Origin of the sequence: Streptomyces roseifaciens (assembly GCF_001445655.1) — a bacterium.
Lineage (GTDB): Bacteria > Actinomycetota > Actinomycetes > Streptomycetales > Streptomycetaceae > Streptomyces > Streptomyces aureoversilis.
Genome location: NZ_LNBE01000006.1, coordinates 255,992 through 271,687, shown reverse-complemented (window position 1 = coordinate 271,687; position 15,696 = coordinate 255,992). Strand labels below are relative to the sequence as shown.

The window sequence follows — 15,696 nt, the reverse complement described above, 5'->3', positions numbered from 1 at the left end:
CTGCCCCCGGCGGCCGGGCCACCGGGGACAGAGCGCGGCGGCTATGCGAGCAGCGCGGGGATCGTGGCCTCGTGGGCCTCGCGCAGCTCGGCCAGCGGGATGCTGAACTGGCCCTGGATGTCGATCTCTTCGCCGTCGACGACGCCGATGCGGGCCGCGGGCAGGCCCCGCGCTCCGCACATGTCGGTGAAGCGGAGCTCCTCGCTGCGCGGGACCGCGACGACGGCACGGCCGGCGGACTCGGAGAAGAGGAGGACGAAGGGGTCGATGCCGTCGGGGACGACGATCCGGGCACCCTTGCCGCCCCGCAGGCACGACTCGGCGACGGCCTGGATCAGACCGCCGTCCGACAGGTCGTGCGCCGCGTCGACCATGCCGTCGCGGGAGGCCGAGATGAGGATCTCCGCCAGGAGCTTCTCCCGGCCCAGGTCCACGGCCGGCGGCAGCCCGCCGAGGTGGTCGTGGACCACCTGGGACCAAGCGGAACCGCCCAGCTCCTCCTTGGTGTCACCCAGCAGGTAGAGCAGGTGGCCCTCGTCGGAGAAGGCCATCGGCGTACGGCGGTTGACGTCGTCGATGACGCCGAGCACCGCGACCACGGGGGTCGGGTGGATGGCGGTCTCGCCGGTCTGGTTGTAGAGCGAGACGTTGCCGCCGGTGACCGGGGTGCCCAGCTCCAGGCAGCCGTCGGCCAGACCGCGCGTGGCCTCCGCGAACTGCCACATGACCGCCGGGTCCTCGGGGGAGCCGAAGTTCAGGCAGTCGGAGATGGCCAGCGGGCGGGCGCCGGAGGCGGCCACGTTGCGGTAGGACTCCGCGAGCGCCAGCTGCGCACCCGTGTACGGGTCGAGCTTGGCGTAGCGGCCGTTGCCGTCCGTGGCGACGGCGACACCGAGGTTGGTGTCCTCGTCGACGCGGACCATGCCGGAGTCCTCGGGCTGCGCCAGGACGGTGTTGCCCTGCACGAACCGGTCGTACTGGTCGGTGATCCACGCCTTGGACGCCTGGTTCGGCGAGGAGATCACCTTCAGGACCTGCTCGCGCAGCTCCTCGGCGGTCTCCGGGCGGGCCAGCTTGTTGGCGTCGTCGGCCTGGAGGGCGTCCTGCCAGTCCGGACGGGCGTAGGGACGCTCGTAGACCGGGCCCTCGTGGGCGACGGTGCGCGGCGGCACGTCCACGATCTGCTCGCCGTGCCAGAAGATCTCCAGCCGCTCGCCGTCGGTCACCTCACCGATGACGGTGGCGATGACGTCCCACTTCTCGCAGATCTCCAGGAAGCGGTCGACCTTGCCGGGCTCGACGATCGCGCACATGCGCTCCTGCGACTCGCTCATGAGGATCTCCTCGGGCGAGAGCGTCGCGTCGCGCAGGGGCACACGGTCCAGCTCGACGCGCATGCCGCCGGAGCCGGCGCTGGCCAGCTCGCTGGTGGCGCAGGACAGGCCGGCACCGCCGAGGTCCTGGATCCCGTCGACGAGGTCCTCGCGGAAGATCTCCAGGGTGCACTCGATGAGGAGCTTCTCCTGGAAGGGGTCGCCGACCTGGACGGCAGGGCGCTTCGCCGGCTTCGAGTCGTCGAAGGTCTCGGACGCGAGGACCGAGACGCCGCCGATGCCGTCGCCACCGGTGCGGGCCCCGTAGAGGATGACCTTGTTGCCGGCGCCGGAGGCCTTGGCGAGGTGGATGTCCTCGTGCTTCATCACGCCGACGCACAGGGCGTTGACGAGCGGGTTGCCCTGGTAGCAGGAGTCGAAGACGACCTCGCCGCCGATGTTGGGCAGGCCCAGGCAGTTGCCGTAGCCGCCGATGCCCGCGACGACGCCCGGCAGGACGCGCTTGGTGTCGGGGTGGTCGGCGGCGCCGAAGCGCAGCGGGTCCATGACGGCGACCGGGCGGGCGCCCATCGCGAGGATGTCGCGGACGATGCCGCCGATGCCCGTGGCCGCGCCCTGGTAGGGCTCGATGTACGACGGGTGGTTGTGCGACTCGACCTTGAAGGTGACCGCGTAGCCCTGGCCGATGTCGACGACGCCGGCGTTCTCGCCGATGCCGACGAGCAGGGCGTCGTTCTCGGGGGCCTTCTCGCCGAACTGGCGCAGGTGCACCTTGCTGCTCTTGTAGGAGCAGTGCTCGGACCACATCACGGAGTACATGGCGAGCTCGGCGCCGGTGGGACGGCGGCCCAGGATCGTACGGATGCGCTCGTACTCGTCCTGCTTCAGGCCCAGCTCGGCCCAGGGCTGCTCGACGTCGGGCGTCTCGTCGGCGTGCTTGACGGTGTCGAGAGTCATGAGGCGTTGACCAGCTTCCTCAGGATCGAGGTGAAGAATCCGAGGCCGTCGGTGCGGCCGGTGCCGACCAGCGGTTCGACGGCGTGCTCGGGGTGCGGCATGAGGCCGACGACGTTGCCCGCCTCGTTGGTGATGCCGGCGATGTCGCGGAGCGAGCCGTTGGGGTTCCCGTCGAGGTAGCGGAAGGCGACGCGGCCCTCCGCCTCGAGCTCGTCGAGGGTGTGCTCGTCGGCGACGTAGCGGCCGTCGATGTTCTTCAGCGGGATGGAGATCTCCTGGCCCGCCTCGTAGTCGGACGTCCAGGCCGTGTTCGCGTTCTCCACCCGCAGCTTCTGCTCGCGGCAGATGAAGTGCAGGTGGTTGTTGCGCAGCATCGCGCCGGGCAGCAGGTGGCTCTCGGTGAGCACCTGGAAACCGTTGCAGATACCGAGGACGGGCATGCCGCCCTTGGCCTGGTCGATGACGGTTTCCATGACCGGCGAGAAGCGGGAGATGGCCCCCGCCCGCAGATAGTCGCCGTAGGAGAAACCGCCGGGCAGGACCACGGCGTCCACCTGCTTGAGGTCCTTGTCGCGGTGCCAGAGCGGCACGGGCTCGAGGCCGGCGATCCGGACGGCGCGCTGGGTGTCGCGGTCGTCGAGGGTGCCGGGGAAGGTGACGACTCCTACGCGTGCGGTCACGAGTCGACCCGCACGGTGAAGTTCTCGATCACGGTGTTGGCGAGAAACGTTTCCGCCATCTCGTGGATTCGGGCGAGGGCGGCGTCGTCGACCGGGCCCTCCACCTCGAGTTCAAAGCGCTTGCCCTGACGGACGTCGGCGATCCCCTCGTAACCCAGGCGAGGCAGCGCGCGCTGCACCGCCTGGCCCTGCGGGTCGAGGATCTCCGGCTTGAGCATGACGTCGACTACGACGCGTGCCACTGGCACTCCCGGTGTGTGGTGCGTGAGCTGAAGCGGTACCGCCAGAGTACAGTCCCGAAAAATCTACGCGCATAGATATGGTGGGCGTCCTGTCACGTTTACGCATCGACACCCGGGACGCCCTGGAAAAATCCCGGGAAAAACGTACGGTCCTGATTGCGAAGGGGCACTCGGACCGAATTAACTGGGCTTCACTTTGCAATGCCCTTTGTTGTACAAATGAATAACCATTGACCCGGAACGGATCCGGAACATCCGGAACCTGTGCATCTCCGCAGTTCAACGCGGCGGTGCCCGCTGAAAGGACCGATATTCGTGGCACAGCGCGTAGTGGTCACACTCTCCGACGACATCGACGGCGGGGAAGCCGCGGAGACGGTTACCTTCGGCCTCGACGGCAAGTCGTACGAGATCGACCTCAACACTGCCAATGCGAAGAAACTGCGGGCGATCCTCACGCCTTACCTGGAGGCCGGCCGCAAGCAGTCCCGCTCCGGCAAGGTCTACCGCCGCACCTCCGTCGCCCCCGACCCGGCGGCGGTCCGCGCGTGGGCACGCTCGAACGGCATGGACGTCCCGCCGCGGGGCCGGATCCCCAAGCGCGTGTACGAGGCCTTCAACTCCGCCGACTGAGCCGATTTGCCAAGCACCCCGGATGATCAGCTAGAGTCTGGATCACGCCGAGGGGCACGGCCGGGAAACCGGACGAACCCCCAGGTCACGCGGGTGTAGCTCAGTAGTAGAGCGCCCTCTTTCCAAGAGGGAGGCGCAGTGTGCGATTCCTGTCACCCGCTCTGAACGTCCTCCGGCCACACATGTGTGGTCCGGCGGGACGGATCATGCGGGTGTAGCTCAGTAGTAGAGCGCCCTCTTTCCAAGGGGGAGGCGCAGTGTGCGATTCCTGTCACCCGCTCTGATCGCTTGCCGGTCCACCTCCGTGGGCCGGACCGGCGATCCATGCGGGTGTAGCTCAGTAGTAGAGCGCCCTCTTTCCAAGAGGGAGGCGCAGTGTGCGATTCCTGTCACCCGCTCTCATCACGTTACCGACCACTCCGGTGGATCAGGTAGAGTGATGTCTCGCGCCGCCCGGTGAAAGCCGGTCGGAGGCATGCGGACGTAGCTCAGTTGGTAGAGCACCACCTTGCCAAGGTGGATGTCGCGAGTTCGAGTCTCGTCGTCCGCTCAGTGAACGAAGGCCCCGGTCATCACGACCGGGGCCTTCGTCGTGTTCCCGCACGCGGCGGCCGTCTTCCCCTCCGTACGGCGCTGATGACATTCGTCATCCGAAGCCATGACAGGCCGCACTGCTCCCGGCCCGGATCCGGCGGGAGGCTTGGATCATGGATATCGGGGACAGTGTGATCGACGTCTCGGGGCTGCGCCGCCGCTACGGCCCGGCCGGGGACAAGGGCTTCGAAGCGGTGCGGGACGTCTCGTTCACCGTTGGGCACGGCGAGTTGTTCGCCCTGCTCGGGACGAACGGTGCGGGCAAGACCTCCACGGTCGAGCTGCTGGAGGGGCTCGCGAAGCCGACCGCGGGCAAGGTGCGCGTGCTCGGCCACGACCCCTACGCGGAGCGCCGCGCCGTGCGCCCGCGGATCGGGGTCATGCTCCAGGAAGGCGGCTTCCCCTCCGACCTGACCGTCGCCGAGACGGTCCGGATGTGGGCCGGCTGCACCACCGGGGCCCGTCCCGTGACGGAGGCCCTGGAGCTCGTCGACCTCGTCGGGCGCCGGGACGTCCGCATCAAGCAGCTCTCCGGCGGGGAGCGGCGCCGCCTCGATCTCGCGCTCGCCCTCCTCGGCCGCCCCGAGGTCCTCTTCCTCGACGAGCCGACGACCGGCCTGGACCCCGAGGCCCGGCACAACACCTGGGAGCTGGTGCGCCGGCTGCGCGGCGAAGGCACGACCGTGCTGCTCACCACGCACTATCTGGAGGAGGCCGAGGCCCTCGCCGACCGCCTGGCGATCATGCGCGAAGGCCGGATCGTCACCGCCGGGACCCCGGAGGCCGTGATCGGCTCCTATCCCGCGCGGATCCGCTTCGCGATGCCCGTGGGCTGGTTCGTGGGCGACATGCCGCCGCTGGCCGAACTGGGCGTCATACGGCACGAGGAGGAGCGCGGGCGCATAGAGCTGCAGACCCAGGAGCTGCAGCGGACGCTGACGGGGCTGCTGCTCTGGGCCCGGGACAAGGGCGTGGAGCTCGAAGGGCTCGATGCGCGGGCCGCCTCGCTGGAGGAGGCGTTCCTGGCGATAGCCGGCGCGGGCGCGGGCGAGCCCCTGGCGTCCGCAGGTGCCGGTCTCGGTGTGGATTCCGTTGCAGGGAGGAAAGCGTGATGGCGATGTCGACGTCGGTACCGCGGATGCTGTCGCTGGGCCGCGCCGAGCTCACCCTGCTCGGGCGGAACAAGATGGCGCTCTATGTGTCGCTGCTCATGCCGGTGTTCATGGTGTGGGCGATGCGGCGCGCGATCGGCCAGTTCGATCTCGACAAGGCCGGGATGTCCGTCAACGAGGTCGCCCTGACGGGGGCCTTCGGCTACATCCTGCTCTTCGCCGTCTACCAGAACCTGGTCAGCGCCTATGTGACGCGCCGCGAGGAGCTCGTCCTCAAGCGGCTCCGCACCGGCGAGACCGGAGATGCGGAGATACTCACCGGCACCGCGCTCCCGTCCGTGGCCGTGGCGCTGGCGCAGTGCGTGCTGCTGGTCGTCGCGGGCGTGTCCTGGCTGGACCTGCGGGCGGTCGAGCGGCCCGATCTGATGGCGGTCGGGATCCTGCTCGGCCTGGCGATGTCCATAGCCCTGGCCGCGGTGACCACGTCCTGGGCCAAGACGGTGGAGAGCGCCCAGCTGGTGACGTCCCCGCTGATGCTGATCTCCGTGATGGGCTCGGGGCTCATGGTGCCGCTGGAGGTCATGCCGGACACCGTGGCGAGCATCTGCGAGCTGCTGCCGCTGACCCCGGTGGTCCAGCTGGTGCGCGGCGGCTGGCTGGGCGGGATGGACGCCCACGACGCCGTGGGGGCGATCATCACGGGCATCGCCTGGACGATAATCGCCGGGTACAGCACCCACCGGTGGTTCCGGTGGGAGCCGCGGCGCTGACCGCGGAACGGCAAGGGGGGCGTGAGGCTCATGGGCCTGTGGACGCGGGTGAAGGAGTGGCGGGGCCGTAGCAGGGTCGCCAAGGTCGACAGCTACATGCGGTGGACGCTCTACGTACTACCCGTCTTCCTCCCTGCGAGCGGCACGGCCGGTGTGTTCGCGGATTCCGGTCTCACCCGGCCGTGGACCCTGGCCCTGGGCGGGATCTTCACCCTCCAGGGCCTCCTGGGCATCTCCATATTCCGCCGCTCCTTCGACCACTACCTGTGGAAGAAGCCCGCCCCCTGGTGGCTGCTGGCCGCGCAAGGGCTGCTGTTCGTCGTGGCGATCGCCTGCATGGTGATCTCGTTCGGCGCCTACGGCAACGAGCACTCCTCCACGATCGGCCTGTTCCTGTGGAACGGCAGCCTGTCGGCCTTCGGCCCGTTCACCCTGCTGGTCCGCAAGGTCCGCAGGTTCGTGATCGCGTGCGTCTCCATAGCGCTGGTGCTGGGCCTCGGCGTCCTGGCGCTCGGCGCCGGCTGGCAGGCCGCGGCCTCCCTGGCCGGGACGGTGCTCGGCGTCACCCTGTGCTGCCTGTACGTCGTGCGGTTGTCGGGCTGGATGCTGCACGTCATGTGGGAGCTGGAGAACGCGCGGGAAGCGCAGGCGCGGCTGGCGGTGGCGGAGGAGCGGCTGCGGTTCGGCCGGGATCTCCACGACGTCCTGGGCAGGAACCTCGCGGTGATCGCGCTCAAGAGCGAGCTCGCCTGCCAGTTGGCCCGGCGGGGCTCGGACGCCGCCCTGACCCAGATGACCGAGGTCCAGCGCATAGCCCAGGAATCCCAGCGCGAGGTCCGCGAGGTCGTGCGGGGCTACCGCGAGGCCGATCTGCACACTGAGCTGGTGGGTGCGCGGGGCGTGCTCTCCGCGGCCGACATCGACTGCCGCATCGACGACACGGCGGGCAAGTCCCTGCCGCCGCCGGTGCAGTCGGTCCTGGCCTGGGTGATCCGGGAGGGCACCACCAATGTGCTGCGTCACGCGGACGCCCAGCGGTGTGCCGTGCGGCTGCGGGTCGTCGCGGACACGGAAGCCGTCCTGATCATGGAGAACAACGGGGTGCGGGAGCCGGACGGCGATCCCGGGTCCGGGAACGGTTCCGGGCTGGCGGGCCTGCGGGAGCGGCTCACGGTGCTGGGCGGCACGCTCACGTACGAGCACAAGGCCAATGCGACGTTCCGGCTGACGGCGCGGGTGCCGCTGACCGGGGTGGGGGATGCGGAGGACGCCGCGGTCCCGTACCGGGCCCCGGCCGGGGCTCCGGGCCGGGTTCAGGATGAGGTTCCGGTGAACGGGGGGACGGCATGAGCGTCAACATCACGCCGATCAGGGTCATGCTCGCGGATGACGAGCATTTGATCCGGGGCGCAGTGGCCGCGCTCCTGGGCCTGGAAGAGGATCTCCGGGTCGTCGCGGAGGCCGCATCGGGTCCGGAGGCGCTCGCGATGGCCCGGGCGCACCGGCCGGATGTCGCGGTGCTCGACCTGCAGATGCCGGGGGCCGACGGTGTGGCGGTCGCCACATCCCTGCGGGCCGAACTGCCCGGCTGCCGGACCATGATCGTGACCGGTCACGGCCGCCCCGGGCATCTGAAACGGGCGCTGGAAGTGGGTGTGCGGGGGTTCGTACCGAAGACCGTCTCGGCGCAGAAGCTCGCCGAGATCATCCGGACGGTGCACGGCGGAAGCCGTTATGTGGACCCCGAGTTGGCTGCCGATGCGATCAGCGCGGGCGACTCCCCGCTGACCGGCAGGGAGGCCGAACTGCTCGAACTGGCGGAGGGCGGGGCGCCCATCGCGGAGATCGCTCAGCGGGCTTCGCTGACGCCCGGGACGGTCCGCAATTACCTCTCGGCGGCGGTCGCGAAGCTGGGCGCGGAGAACCGTCACGCGGCCGCGCGCATCGCACGCGCTCAGGGTTGGCTATAGTGGTTCTCGCACCGCACGGGAAACGCGCGGGGCATGCGGACGTAGCTCAGTTGGTAGAGCACCACCTTGCCAAGGTGGATGTCGCGAGTTCGAGTCTCGTCGTCCGCTCCAGTACGAAGGCCCCGGTCATCACGACCGGGGCCTTCGGCGTTTCACCGGGCCGGCGGCTCGCCGGGCAGCGGGAAGCGCAGCCGGAAGAGGGCGCCGCCCGACGGGGCCTGCTCGGCGGTCAGCTCGGCGCCGTGGGCGCGCGCGATCTGGCGGGCCATGGCCAGGCCCAGCCCGGAGCCGGGCAGGGCGCGGGCCTGCCGCGAGCGGTAGAAGCGGTCGAAGACGTAGGGCAGGTCCTCGGCGGCGATCCCCGGGCCGTGGTCGCGCACCGTGAGGTCGAGTCCGGCGCCCGTCCGGGCCAGGTGCACCTCGACCCGGCCGCCCGGCGGGCTGAACTTGGCCGCGTTGTCGAGCAGGTTGGACAGCAGCCGGGCGAGGCGGGCGGGTACGCCGGGGACGGTGACGCCCTCCGGGCCGGCCAGGTCCGCGGTGAAGACGGTGCCCGGCCAGTGCCCGCGGGCGTCGGCCGTGCAGCGCTCCGCCAGCCGGTCCAGGCGGACTTCCTCGACGAACTGCTGCGGCTCCTCGTCGCGGGCCAGCTCGATGAGGTCGTTGACCAGGCCGGTGACCTCGCGGAGCTGGCGGCCCAGCGCGCCGGCGGCCCGCTCGCGCTGGGCCGGGGTGAGCCGTTCGGCGCGGGCGAGGAGCTCGGCGTTGGTGCGCAGCGCGGTCAGCGGGGTGCGCAGTTCGTGGGAGGCGTCGGCGACGAGGCGGCGCTGGGCGGCGACGGCCTCCTCCAGTTCGCCGAGCATGGTGTTGAAGCTCGTGGCGAGGCTGGTGATCTCGTCGTCGCGGCGGGCCTCGTAGGGGGCGAGTTCGATGCGGTGGGCCGGGTCCCGGGTGGCGGCGATGTGCTCGGCGGTCGCCGTGAGCCGGGTCACGGGGCGCAGGGACGTCCGGGAAGCGAAGTAGCCGAGGCCGGCGGCGAGGAGGACACCGCCGCCGCCGACGGCGGCCAGGAGCAGGCCCGCCTGCCGCACGCCCTTGTCGACGGTGTCGGAGCGGACGGCGACCTGCAGGGCGCGGTCGCCCTTCACGGGGGTGGTGAGCATCCGCATGGCGTGGCCGTCGAGCGTGATGTTGCTGTAGTGCTCCCCGAGGGTGCCGGCCGCGACGCGGCGGGTGGCCCCCGTCACCGGCAGCACGAGGCCGTCCTGGCGCGGGGCGGCCGGGTCGGCGCGGACGGTCTGCGCGCAGGCGGGCGCGGCGAGCCAGGTGCACTCGCCGTACAGGACGCCGGCGGGCTCGGTGCGGCTCTGCTGGGCGATGAGGGTGGCCTGCTGCTTGAGCTGCAGGTCGAGCTGGCGGACCAGTTCGTAGCGGATCACGACGTAGGCGGCGGCCAGGACGCCCAGGGCGACGACGGCCACGGCCACGGACGTCACGAGGGCCAGCCGGGCACGCAGGGGCCGGCGGCCCAGGAGGCGTCTGCGCAGACTCAGGGCTCTCACTGCTCCGCCAGCCGGTAGCCGATGCCGTGCACGGTGTGGACGAGCCGGGGGGCGCCGCCCTCCTCCAGCTTGCGCCGCAGATAACCGATGTAGACGGCGAGGGAGTTCGAGTCCGGGCCGAAGTCCGTGCCCCAGACGCGCTCCTGGATCACCTCGCGGGGCAGCACCTGGCCCGGGTGCCGCAGCAGCACGTCGAGCAGGGCGAATTCGGTGCGGGTGAATTCGAGGGGGACGCCGCCGCGGTCGCCGGTGCGGGTGGCCGGGTCGACGGTGAGGTCGGCGAAGGACAGCGCGGCGCCGTCGCCCCGCTCGGCCGGCTCCGTGGGAGCCGCGCGCCGCAGGAGGGCCCGGAGGCGGGCCAGGAGCTCGTCCAGGGCGAAGGGTTTGACGAGGTAGTCGTCCGCCCCCGCGTCCAGGCCCGCGACGCGGTCGGAGACGGCGTCGCGGGCGGTGAGCACGAGGACGGGGGTGCGGTCGCCCAGGGCGCGTAGGCGGCGGCAGACCGCGAGGCCGTCGAGGACCGGCATGGCCAGGTCCAGCACGATGGCGCCTGGCGGCGCGGCGGCGACGGAGGAGAGCGCCTCCAGGCCGTCGGCCGCCGAGCGCACTTCGTAGCCCTCCATGCTCAGGGCGTCGACTACGGCTGCCCGTACGTCGGGGTCGTCGTCGACGACGAGAACGGCCGTCTCGGCCATGGCGCCTCCGGCGGGGTCGGCACGGGTGGGGTGCCCCCGCGGGCCGGGGGTGCCCGTGGGGGTGCCCCCAGCTTGGCAGGGCTCTCTTAGAGGGCTCTTAGATCGGCACCGCCGGATGCGCCGTATGTGGCTGGTCGCCGTTCCGGCGGAGGAAAGTGCCGGGCTCTGCCCGGCTGCCCCGGCGAGAGCCTTTGGCCGTTCGGCACCGCCGAATGCGCCGTATGTGGTTAGTCGCCGTTGCGGCGGAGGAATGTGCCGGCTCTGCCCGCTGCCCCAGCGAGGGACCCCGGCGGTTCGCCAGCGCCGGACGTGCAGAGCGTGGTCGTTCGTCGTTGCGGCGGTTGAAGGGGTCGGCGGTTCGCCCCTTCAGCCGAGCCCGGGTTCGCCGGGCACATTCCCTCCGCCTCGACGGCGGTCAGCCCCCGCCGGGGTGTCCGGCGGTGCCGGGACCACCTCGCCCGAGGTGCCCGTCCCGGCGGCCCCGGGGACGTCGGTCCCCCAGGGCCGTCACGCCCACTTCGTGCCGGTGAGGCGCTCGTACGCCTCCACGTACTTCGCGCTGGTGCGCTCCGCCACGTCCTGCGGGAGCTCCGGCGGGGGCAGCTCGCCGTCGCGGTCCCAGCCGGAGGCCGGGGACGTGAGCCAGTCGCGGACGTACTGCTTGTCGAAGGACGGCTGCGGGCGCCCCGGCTGCCACGTCGCGGCGGGCCAGAAGCGGGACGAGTCCGGGGTGAGCACCTCGTCCGCGAGGACGAGCTCGTCGCCCGCGTACCCGAACTCGAACTTGGTGTCGGCGAGGATGATGCCCCGGTCGCGGGCGATGTCACGGGCCCGGCCGTAGACGGCGAGGGTCGTCTGCCGGAGCAGGGCGGCGGTCTCCGCGCCCACCTGCCGGGCCACCTCCTCGTACGACACGTTCTCGTCGTGCTCGCCGACCGCCGCCTTCGTGGCGGGGGTGAAGATCGGGGAGGGCAGCTCGGAGCCGTCCGTGAGGCCTTCGGGGAGGGCGAGCCCGCACACGGTGCGCGTCTGCCGGTACTCGGCGAGGCCGGAGCCGGTCAGATAGCCGCGGGCCACGCACTCCACCGGCACCATGTCCAGCGCACGGCAGATCATCGTGCGGCCCTCCCAGTCGGCGGGGGCGCCGGCGGGCACGTCCGTGGAGATGACGTGGTTCGGGACCAGGTCGGTGAGGCGCTCGAACCACCACAGGGACAGCTGGGTGAGGATCCGCCCCTTGTCGGGGATCGGGGTGGGCAGCACCCAGTCGTAGGCCGACATGCGGTCGGTGGCGACCATGACCAGGTTGCCGTCCGGGTCGCGGTAGAGGTCGCGGACCTTGCCGGTGTGCAGATGCACCAGCCCGGGCACCTCGATCGGCTCGGGCTTCTCTACGAATCCGGACACGCGTCCTCCTGGTGGTTTGTCCAAGCAGCACGATTCTGCCGTACGTCCGTGCGCGCGCCCCGGCGAGGGTCAGCAGCGCTTGCAGATCCGGTCGAGGAGGTTGGCCGTGGCCCGCTGGATCCGGGCGTCGGTGTGGCCCGGCCGGTCCAGGGCGGGCGACCAGGCGAAGGTGCCCGCCGCGAAGACCAGGGCGCCGCTCGGGGCCCGGTAGAGGGACGTCTCCTGGTGGCGCTTGTTGCCCTCGCCGTCCAGGTACGGGGAGTGGGCCAGCAGGATGCGGCGGGTGTGCTCGGGCAGGGCCGTTCGGGGGTAGTAGCGGTCGGCCTCGCCGGCGACGAGGCCCGGGAGCTCGTCCCCCTCCCCGGCGCCGGTGGCGTCCCACAGCCAGTGGTCGGCGTTGCGCACGACCATGGGGGCGGGCTCGGGGACCCGGCCCGCGTACTGGATGCCCAGCAGCTGCTGCTCGGCGGGCGTGACGTCGCGCCAGAGGGCGGAGCGGCCGGGGCCGCGGTGTTTTCGGCAGGTCATGAGGTGGTCGGGGCCGGCCGGCGAGGGGGCGAGCTCCACCTGCCAGTACATGGTGTTGGCGGAGAGGAAGACCAGCGACGTGCCGGAGTCGCGGGCCAGCTCGGCGGAGCGGCGCATGGCCGGGGACCAGTACTCGTCGTGGCCGGGGAAGACCAGGCCGCGGTAGCGCGAGGGGTCGACGCGGCCCGCGTGGAGATCGCGGGTGTCGGCGTAGGCGAGGTCGTAGCCGTAGCGCTCGGCCCAGCGGATGAAGTCGTAGGCGTGGCCGACGTGCAGCGGGAGGCCCGCGCCCGCGAAGGGGCGGTCGAAGGAGACGGTGGTCGCCGCGCCCTCCTCGCCCAGCAGCCGGCCGTGCTCGTCCCAGGCGTGGTAGAGGCTCGCGCCCGTGCGGCCGTCCTCGGGGTAGAGGTTGTAGGCCTGCCAGGTGATGTCGGGCAGGACGAGGAGGAGGTCCGCCGGGTGGGTGTCGCGGACGAGGAAGGGGATGTGGCTGCGGTAGCCGTCGGCGGTGGTCAGGACGGCCACGTAGGCGCCCAGGCTCCAGTAGCTGGGGATCTGCAGCCGCCAGGAGAGCCACCAGTGGTGGCAGGAGACCGTGCGGTCGACGGTGAGCGGCGCCGGCTGGACGATGCCGGACAGCCGCGGGCTGGTGGTGATCTTCGCGGCGCCGTCGCCCGCGTAGTGGCCGATGCGGTAGACGTCGACGCCGAACTGCTGCGGCGGGTCCACGGTGATGCGGAAATCTATGGCCTCGCCGGGGGCGACCGCGCTGTTGGAGGCGAAGCCCTTGATCTGGAGGTGGACGTCGTCGGCGGTGCGCGGGCCGCCGCTGCGGGGAGCGGGGATACGGGCCCCGCCGGATCTGCTTCTTCCGCCCGATCCGCCCCCGCCGCCGCCCCGCTCCGGGACGGGGTGCACGTACCAGGGGATGATCTGGCCCGTGTCGTCGAAATAGTGCTCGCTGCCGCGCAGCCAGGGCAGCGGGCCCTGGCCGAAGGGGTCGGACACGGCGTGTGCGAGTGCCCCCGACTCCCAGCGGCGGATCTGGTCCATCCCCATGCGTGCTCCCTCCCCTACGTCCCCCGACGCCTGCCGATTTCCGTCTGTCCGGGCGTGGCTCACTGCAGTCACTGGCGCACGGCAGCCCCCAGCACATCACATAAAGCGCCCGTCTCGTCACTGCTCGTCGCGAAATTCCCCGGTAAGTGACAGGGCGAAGGATCACCGAACGTCACAGGGCTCACACCAGGCGGACGGGCTTCTCGGGGCGGACCCCGACCTCGCCGAGCCAGGCGCGCAGCGGCGCATCGTCGCCGTCCTCGATCAGGCTGAGGACCGTGGGGGCCAGGCCGGGGCGGCGGGCGCCGCCGACCAGCAGGGCCGGGCCGTCCAGCCAGTCCAGGCCGGGGGCGGCTCCGGCGGTGTCCACGGCGGCGCAGCAGACCATGGCCGTGACGTGGTCGGCGAGCAGCTCGCGGCCGCTGCGGGGCGGCTGCAGCGGGAAGAGGGGGGCGAGGCCGTCCACCCAGGGGTCGGCCGCCGTGCCGTAGGCGCTCTGCTTCGCCGCGAGCTCCTCCTGGGCGGCCTCCCGGGCCACCTCGGCGCCGAGCCGGGCCCCCAGCTCCTCCGCGACGCCCTCGGCCGCGGAGCCGGCCAGCCGCTCCAGGACCCGGGCCACGGTGGGCGCGGCGGCCATGTCGGCGGGAGGCGGCGCGGGGACGGGGGTGAGGGCCGGCACGGCGTCCAGGACGTCGAGGACGCGGTGGAGGCGGGCGGCCTCCAGCCGCCACTTGCGGTCCACGACTTCCTCCGGATACCGGCTCCAGGCCACCGGCGACCAGTCGGGACCGGACTCGGCCGGGCCGCCGTGGAAGAGCCGCGCCGCCAGCAGGGAGGCGGCCTCGTCGATCGCGCCCGGCTCCTCCAGCAGATCGCAGGCCGGGCGCTCGCCCAGGCGGGAGGCGAAGCCTTCCGCGAGGCGGTCGCGGCGGGAGAGCTCGGTGAGCGCGGAGACGACGCCGGCGTCGAGCCGGGAGGGCCAGCGGCCCATCCGCCAGGCCGGCAGCGCGACCCTGTTCAGCAGCCGGTCCCAGCCGGCGTAGGCGAGGCCCACCTGCTCCTGGGCGACGATCCTCAGGCCGTAGTCCACGCTCTGGGCGCGCTCCGAGGCGGCCGCCGCGACCCCCCGCTCCATCTCGGCCGCGTGCGCCCGGCAGGAGCGCAGCAGCAGCCGGGCCGCACCGCCGACGAACGCCAGGGCGGGCCGGCCCGCCGCGACCGCCACGGCGGCGTCCAGCCCGCGGACGAAGCGGCGGGCGGCGGCTATGTCGGGGTGGGCCGCGGGGCCCGTGCCCGCGACGACCGGCGCCAGCAGGGCCCGCAGCTCGGCGACGCGCATCCACCACAGGAACGGCGAGCCGATCACCAGCACCGGCGCGGCCGCGGAGCGCCGCCTCGGGCGGGACAGGGCGCGGCGGGAGCGCGGCGGGCCGTTCGCCGCGCAGTGCGCGGGGTGGGTGCGGTCCTCCAGCCAGCTGTCGCAGTCGGGGGTGAGGGCCATGGCCGACGGGACCGGGACCTCCAGGCGCTCGGCGAGATCGCGGACCAGCCGGTAGAGGTCGGGCGCCTTCTCCTCCGGGATGGGGACCGTGGGGCTCAGGGCGGGCCTGGCCCGGGCGACCACGGCGGCGACGGCCGCCGTCAGGGCGAGGGTGAGGACCGCGGCGCCGAGGACCGCCCAGCGGGCGGTGGACCAGGCCCCGCCGCCCGGGATGCGGCCCATGGCGATGCCGGCCGCCAGCACGGTGGCGGCTGCCGCCGGCAGCAGGGCGACGGCCAGCGCGGCGCTGCGGATGCGCAGCACCGCGAGGGCTTGGGCGCGTGCCACCAGCACGCCTGCTTCCGGACCTGCCACGAGACCGATCACCCCCTGTTGCCAGTTTGTGCTCCGTCGGAACCTCGGACCGAGGAGTGCGACAGCGGACGCAACGCCGGGGGGCGTTGCTCTCCCCCCACTGTGGCACCGGCCTCTGACATCGCAATGCCGGTGGGCCAGTCGCCTGATGCTCGCCTGATGCCCGGCAGCTCCGCCCGGCACTTCGCTTGCGCCGCACCCTAGTTGGGGGTGGGGCGCGCGTCAGCTAGTTGGCCAACCGGTCACCCGATGGAATGGCTTTGGTCAAAGCCGGGGACTTTGCCGGGCGGGCTCGACG

13 protein-coding genes and 5 tRNA genes are annotated in these 15,696 nt (G+C 72.1%); 10 read left to right on the top strand and 8 right to left on the bottom strand.

The window, feature by feature from the left end; all coding sequences use genetic code 11:
• Window positions 1-41 precede the first annotated feature (41 nt).
• The 3 genes from purL to purS are packed head-to-tail and all read right to left on the bottom strand — an operon-like array spanning window position 42 to window position 3,213.
• Entirely contained in the window at window positions 42-2,291 is a 2,250-nt protein-coding gene (purL, locus tag AS857_RS35250) for a phosphoribosylformylglycinamidine synthase subunit PurL (RefSeq protein ID WP_058047535.1), read from the bottom strand.
• Window positions 2,288-2,971: a phosphoribosylformylglycinamidine synthase subunit PurQ gene (purQ, locus tag AS857_RS35245; RefSeq protein WP_058047534.1), complete on the bottom strand. Its 684-nt coding sequence runs from the start codon at window positions 2,969-2,971 to the stop codon at window positions 2,288-2,290. Before purQ ends, purL begins: the two co-directional genes overlap by 4 nt.
• Window positions 2,968-3,213 carry a phosphoribosylformylglycinamidine synthase subunit PurS gene (purS, locus tag AS857_RS35240; protein WP_058047533.1) on the bottom strand — a complete coding sequence of 82 codons (246 nt, stop codon included), beginning with the start codon at window positions 3,211-3,213 and terminating at the stop codon, window positions 2,968-2,970. The genes purQ and purS overlap by 4 nt, the downstream gene beginning before the upstream one ends.
• A gap of 315 nt (window positions 3,214-3,528) precedes the next feature.
• Between purS and AS857_RS35235 the strand changes: the two genes are divergently transcribed.
• The 10 genes from AS857_RS35235 (at window position 3,529) to AS857_RS35190 (ending at window position 8,403) form a co-directional block, all read left to right on the top strand.
• Window positions 3,529-3,846 (top strand): histone-like nucleoid-structuring protein Lsr2, encoded by a 318-nt coding sequence (locus AS857_RS35235; protein ID WP_058047532.1) that lies wholly within the window; start codon window positions 3,529-3,531, stop codon window positions 3,844-3,846.
• Between the two features lie 89 nt (window positions 3,847-3,935).
• A tRNA-Gly gene (locus tag AS857_RS35230) sits at window positions 3,936-4,007 on the top strand.
• A 47-nt stretch (window positions 4,008-4,054) separates the two neighbouring features.
• A tRNA-Gly gene (locus AS857_RS35225) sits at window positions 4,055-4,126 on the top strand.
• Window positions 4,127-4,172: 46 nt separating this feature from the next.
• Window positions 4,173-4,244: transfer RNA gene (locus tag AS857_RS35220), tRNA-Gly, on the top strand.
• Window positions 4,245-4,323: 79 nt separating this feature from the next.
• Window positions 4,324-4,396: transfer RNA gene (locus AS857_RS35215), tRNA-Gly, on the top strand.
• A 157-nt stretch (window positions 4,397-4,553) separates the two neighbouring features.
• Window positions 4,554-5,552 (top strand): ABC transporter ATP-binding protein, encoded by a 999-nt coding sequence (locus AS857_RS35210; protein ID WP_058047531.1) that lies wholly within the window; start codon window positions 4,554-4,556, stop codon window positions 5,550-5,552.
• The gene (locus tag AS857_RS35205; RefSeq protein WP_058047530.1) at window positions 5,552-6,322 is read left to right on the top strand and encodes an ABC transporter permease; all 771 of its coding nucleotides are present in this window, start codon (window positions 5,552-5,554) and stop codon (window positions 6,320-6,322) included. Before AS857_RS35210 ends, AS857_RS35205 begins: the two co-directional genes overlap by 1 nt.
• Window positions 6,323-6,352: 30 nt before the next feature.
• Window positions 6,353-7,672, top strand: a complete 1,320-nt coding sequence (locus AS857_RS35200; RefSeq protein ID WP_058047529.1) for a sensor histidine kinase — start codon at window positions 6,353-6,355, stop codon at window positions 7,670-7,672.
• Window positions 7,669-8,292, top strand: a complete 624-nt coding sequence (locus tag AS857_RS35195) for a response regulator transcription factor (protein ID WP_058047528.1) — start codon at window positions 7,669-7,671, stop codon at window positions 8,290-8,292. The genes AS857_RS35200 and AS857_RS35195 overlap by 4 nt, the downstream gene beginning before the upstream one ends.
• Before the next feature lie 35 nt (window positions 8,293-8,327).
• A tRNA-Gly gene (locus tag AS857_RS35190) sits at window positions 8,328-8,403 on the top strand.
• Between the two features lie 41 nt (window positions 8,404-8,444).
• Here the strand turns inward: AS857_RS35190 and AS857_RS35185 are convergent.
• The 5 genes from AS857_RS35185 to AS857_RS35165 all read right to left on the bottom strand — a co-directional run bounded on the left by AS857_RS35185 (window position 8,445) and on the right by AS857_RS35165 (window position 15,371).
• Window positions 8,445-9,845 (bottom strand): HAMP domain-containing sensor histidine kinase, encoded by a 1,401-nt coding sequence (locus AS857_RS35185; protein WP_173864877.1) that lies wholly within the window; start codon window positions 9,843-9,845, stop codon window positions 8,445-8,447.
• Window positions 9,846-9,850: 5 nt separating this feature from the next.
• Window positions 9,851-10,549: a response regulator transcription factor gene (locus AS857_RS35180; protein ID WP_058047527.1), complete on the bottom strand. Its 699-nt coding sequence runs from the start codon at window positions 10,547-10,549 to the stop codon at window positions 9,851-9,853.
• A 507-nt stretch (window positions 10,550-11,056) separates the two neighbouring features.
• Window positions 11,057-11,956 (bottom strand): phosphoribosylaminoimidazolesuccinocarboxamide synthase, encoded by a 900-nt coding sequence (locus AS857_RS35175; RefSeq protein WP_058047526.1) that lies wholly within the window; start codon window positions 11,954-11,956, stop codon window positions 11,057-11,059.
• A 69-nt stretch (window positions 11,957-12,025) separates the two neighbouring features.
• Window positions 12,026-13,543 carry a N,N-dimethylformamidase beta subunit family domain-containing protein gene (locus tag AS857_RS35170; RefSeq protein ID WP_058047525.1) on the bottom strand — a complete coding sequence of 506 codons (1,518 nt, stop codon included), beginning with the start codon at window positions 13,541-13,543 and terminating at the stop codon, window positions 12,026-12,028.
• 181 nt (window positions 13,544-13,724) lie between these two features.
• Entirely contained in the window at window positions 13,725-15,371 is a 1,647-nt protein-coding gene (locus tag AS857_RS35165; RefSeq protein WP_245700776.1) for a hypothetical protein, read from the bottom strand.
• Between the last annotated feature and the right edge of the window lie 325 nt (window positions 15,372-15,696).

Excerpts from the sequence above, each read along its gene's own strand:
- AS857_RS35170 (WP_058047525.1), bottom strand. The coding sequence starts at position 13,543 with ATGGGGATGGACCAGATCCGCCGCTGGGAGTCGGGGGCACTCGCACAC.
- AS857_RS35210 (WP_058047531.1), top strand. The coding sequence starts at position 4,554 with ATGGATATCGGGGACAGTGTGATCGACGTCTCGGGGCTGCGCCGCCGC.
- AS857_RS35200 (WP_058047529.1), top strand. The coding sequence starts at position 6,353 with ATGGGCCTGTGGACGCGGGTGAAGGAGTGGCGGGGCCGTAGCAGGGTC.
- AS857_RS35180 (WP_058047527.1), bottom strand. The coding sequence starts at position 10,549 with ATGGCCGAGACGGCCGTTCTCGTCGTCGACGACGACCCCGACGTACGG.
- AS857_RS35205 (WP_058047530.1), top strand. The coding sequence starts at position 5,552 with ATGGCGATGTCGACGTCGGTACCGCGGATGCTGTCGCTGGGCCGCGCC.
- AS857_RS35195 (WP_058047528.1), top strand. The coding sequence starts at position 7,669 with ATGAGCGTCAACATCACGCCGATCAGGGTCATGCTCGCGGATGACGAG.
- purL (WP_058047535.1), bottom strand. The coding sequence starts at position 2,291 with ATGACTCTCGACACCGTCAAGCACGCCGACGAGACGCCCGACGTCGAG.